Source organism: Candidatus Megaera venefica (genome assembly GCF_034554655.1).
GTDB classification, from domain to species: Bacteria; Pseudomonadota; Alphaproteobacteria; order Rickettsiales; family Rickettsiaceae; genus Megaera_A; species Megaera_A venefica.
The window spans coordinates 1-3,750 of the sequence record NZ_JARJFB010000156.1 but is presented as its reverse complement, the minus strand read 5'-3'; the positions used below and the strand labels follow the sequence as shown (position 1 = coordinate 3,750).

Annotated in this window: 3 protein-coding genes; all 3 read left to right on the top strand. The window is 33.0% G+C overall.

The window, feature by feature from the left end:
* On the top strand, nucleotides 1-227 hold a 227-nt coding region (locus Megvenef_RS07935), incomplete at its 5' end, for a helix-turn-helix domain-containing protein (protein ID WP_322777414.1).
* Between the two features lie 242 nt (nucleotides 228-469).
* Nucleotides 470-3,004 carry a Tn3 family transposase gene (locus Megvenef_RS07930; protein WP_322777413.1) on the top strand — a complete coding sequence of 845 codons (2,535 nt, stop codon included), beginning with the start codon at nucleotides 470-472 and terminating at the stop codon, nucleotides 3,002-3,004.
* A 149-nt stretch (nucleotides 3,005-3,153) separates the two neighbouring features.
* Nucleotides 3,154-3,750, top strand: a 597-nt coding sequence (locus tag Megvenef_RS07925) for a hypothetical protein (protein ID WP_322777412.1), incomplete at its 3' end; no start/stop codon positions are given.

Here is a 3,750-nt window from a genome sequence, read left to right as displayed (position 1 = left end):
TTGGTGCTATTGCGCATTTTGAAAGAAGATTAATTTCAGAACGTACTAAGGAAGGTATAAACGCTGCTCGACTAAAGGGTAAAATACCTGGTCGTCCTACTTTTGACAAAGAAAAATTCAATTCAGCGCTAAAGTTAATTGAATCAGGCCTTTCCCCAACCGCTGCTGCTAAGCAACTGAATATTGGGCGCTCTACAATATATCGTGAGCTTAAATATGCAAGATAGGTAATCATTTTATCAAATCCATTATATCTTACTGTGTTTTATTGTTATTGTTTTGCTGAACTGCTCTTTGATAATCTGCTGAACTCAACTTTGAAAAATGACATCAGATAAGACAAATCACATTGCCAAGTTATACTATATTACAGGACATCATCAGTCTAGCAATCAGCATCGAATTTAAACGTATAGACAATATCCTTACGAGTAATATATCTCAAGCCTTTGAGACCTTTTTGTCAAATATGACTCAATCAGGTTCTACAGTAAATTTATCAACACTCAAGATAGAACCAAAGAATTTTAAATATTTAGAGCTCAAAGCAGAATGTACTAAGTCTCTTACATATTCAGAATATTATAAACTATCCAAACAGCTAATAGATAAACTTGAAATATCACCTAAATGTATTAGGTACTACGCTGGTATTGCAGATGAATACAATATTTACAGATTAGAAAAACTTAGCAGGTCTCTTAGAAAACTATGTTTGCTATGCTACATTAATCAGAGATACAAAGAAATCATCAATAATTTAATTACCAGTTTTATCTATTATAATAACAACTTCATTCAAGAAGCCAATGAATATGCTAATCAGCAACTCTTACTCCATACAATCCATTATAACAACAATTTACCAAAAGTAAGTAGCTTATTAAGATTTATGGGAGAAGATGCAGAGCAAATAGACCATACAAATTTTTGGAAATCTGCGTACAATATTCTTCCTAAAACTCAATATCTACCAACCGCTGACTATATTGCAGGACAATCCTTTGATTTTGAGTCTGCTAAATGGGAATTCTATGTTAATAAGGCTAAGCGTATCAAAGGCAATCTCCGTATGCTATTCAGATCGATAGAGTTTTGTAGCATTAAAAAGGATGATGATTTAATGCAAGCCATATCATTCTTGAAGGATGTGTTTGATAAAGACTTGCCCTTGAGCAAAGTAGCTACAGATAAATTTCCTGATAAATTTATCCCAAAAAATATCAGAAAGTATCTACATATTGCAAAAAATGATAGTACTGCTAAATCTGAAAGTACAAAGCAAGCAAGAACAAACTCAGACAAAGCTACCAAGATCAATGCTTATCATCCTGATAAATATGAGTTTTATCTATATCAATCTATTGCGAAAGAAATTGATAAAGGAAATATTTTTTGTAACGAAAGTATCAAATACAAAAGCCTGAGTGCAGATCTTGTCTCTGATAAGGTATGGCAAAATAAAGACGAACTCCTACAAAAACTGAACTATCCTAATATCGCAGTCAACATAGAACAAAGACTTAATGAGTTAGAGGTAAAACTTCATACAAAAATTCTAGAAGTGAATAGAAAAATTGCCAGTAAAGAAAACAGTCACATTAAAATAAAAGAGAGCAAGACTAAAGATGACAAAGTTGATAAGGATGGGAAAACACAGCACAAATGGCATTTAATCAACACTACTATAGAGGAGAAAGATGACAATTTCTTTGCTGGAGTGCCAAATATCAATATCAGCAAATTACTATATTTTATCAACGAACAAACCAACTTCTGTGAAGCTTTTGATCATATTAAACCACGTTATTCTAAGCAAAAAGCTGATTACGAAGGAATCATTGCATGCATTGTAGCAAACGGGTTTAGCTTTGGTACTTATCGCATGTCGCGAAGTTGTGATATAAGCTATAGCACTCTGAGTAATATAGAAAAAAACTTTTTGAGCCTAGAGAATTTACGAGAAGCTAACGATATTATCAGTAACAAAATAGCAAGTCTGAAGGTTTTTAATTCGTGGAACATTTTACCAGATAAGTTACTGGCTGCAGTAGATGGTCAAAAGTTTGAAACAAGGCTAGATACTATGCAAGCTAGATACTCTCCAAAATATTTTGGCTTAAAAAAAGGTATTGTCCCATTTAGTATGGTACTCAACCATGTACCGATCAATTGCAAGATTATTGGCGCCAATGAACATGAGAGCCATTATACCTACGACATTATATATAATAATACTTCTGACGTTAATCCAGACGCTGTATCGGGAGACATGCATTCAATCAACAGAGTCAATTTTGCTGTGCTTGATTCCATAAGCAAATTATTTATGCCAAATTTTTCTGATCCAGAAGAACAAGTCAAAAGTCTCAAGAGCATGAAACCTTTGGTCCTTTATAAAGACTGCTTTATCAAACCTACTAAACTCGCCAATAGAAAACTTATCACAGAGGAATGGGAAAATATTCAAAGAATTTTTGTATCACTCGCTACCCAAGAATCAACACAAGCTACAATCATAAGTAAGTTGTCATCTCATAAAAGATATAGCAGAATTAGAACAGCTCTTTGGGAATATGATTCAATACTGAAAAGCATCTATTTACTGGATTTCATAGATGATGATATTTTACGTAGTCAAATTCGTAAAGCTTTAAACAGGGTTGAGTCTTACCACCAGCTACGTAGAGCTATAGCAAAAGTGCATAGTGGAAAGTTCAGAGGACAGACCATTTTAGAGAACGAGGTCTGGAATCAATGCTCTAGATTACTAGCAAACTCTATAATATTATACAATGCAATTATACTAGATAAACTACTTGCAGAGTGCATTGCACAAGGAAATATAGAAGGAATAAACTATTTAAACAGCATATCACCAGTAAGGTGGGAACACATAAACTTTATTGGCAAATATGTATTCCTACAAGGAAAAAGTACAATAAATATTGAGGATATAATTGCACAGTTACAAAAGAACCTAAAAACAACCTTATACACCTAGAGATATAAAGTATACAGGGCATTTTGGTTTATTGGCGGGGATTTGTGCTTCGGACGCCATTGTGTAGAAAAAATTCTACAGTCGATGATAGAGATTTTACCTTCTTAATCATAGACCCAAGTAACTCGGAGTTTAGTCAACATTTAAATATGCTTGGAGTTAACAAAATAATTAGCTCATCGTTAGGACAAAATATTCAAATTGAAACAAATACTAAACTTTATAAAATTTATGAACAAAATAGCCAAATTATATATGACGTGAAGTTAGGTGAGTTAAAACAGTGTGTCAACGAATCCTTATCACAACACACAAAAAATACAGAAAAATTCAAGCAAGGAATAGAACAAGTTTTAAATTTGTGCGTAGAACATTATGAGCTTGGTATTTGTTCTAGTTTCAAGAAAGTACAAGAGTTTATCAATGAATCTTTTAAACAAGCAAAAGTGAAAAACATAAAGAATGAAAAAGAATGGAACGAGTGCGTAGAGCAGGTTTTACAATCATGTCAAAAATATTATAGTGTTGGTACTGGTCTTGCTTTTAACAAGTTTAGAGATTGCATTGATATAGCTTTTAAATTTGCTTTAGCAATCAAAGATATGAAAGAATTAGAGTTAAGCTTCTCTTCTTTGGACAACGTTATATTTGATCAGGCATCTATAAGTAAGATCGAAACCGTAATTCTCTGTTCGTTCGCTCTAGCTAGTTCATTGCCGGTTTTGCCCGTATATGCGCAAAATCCA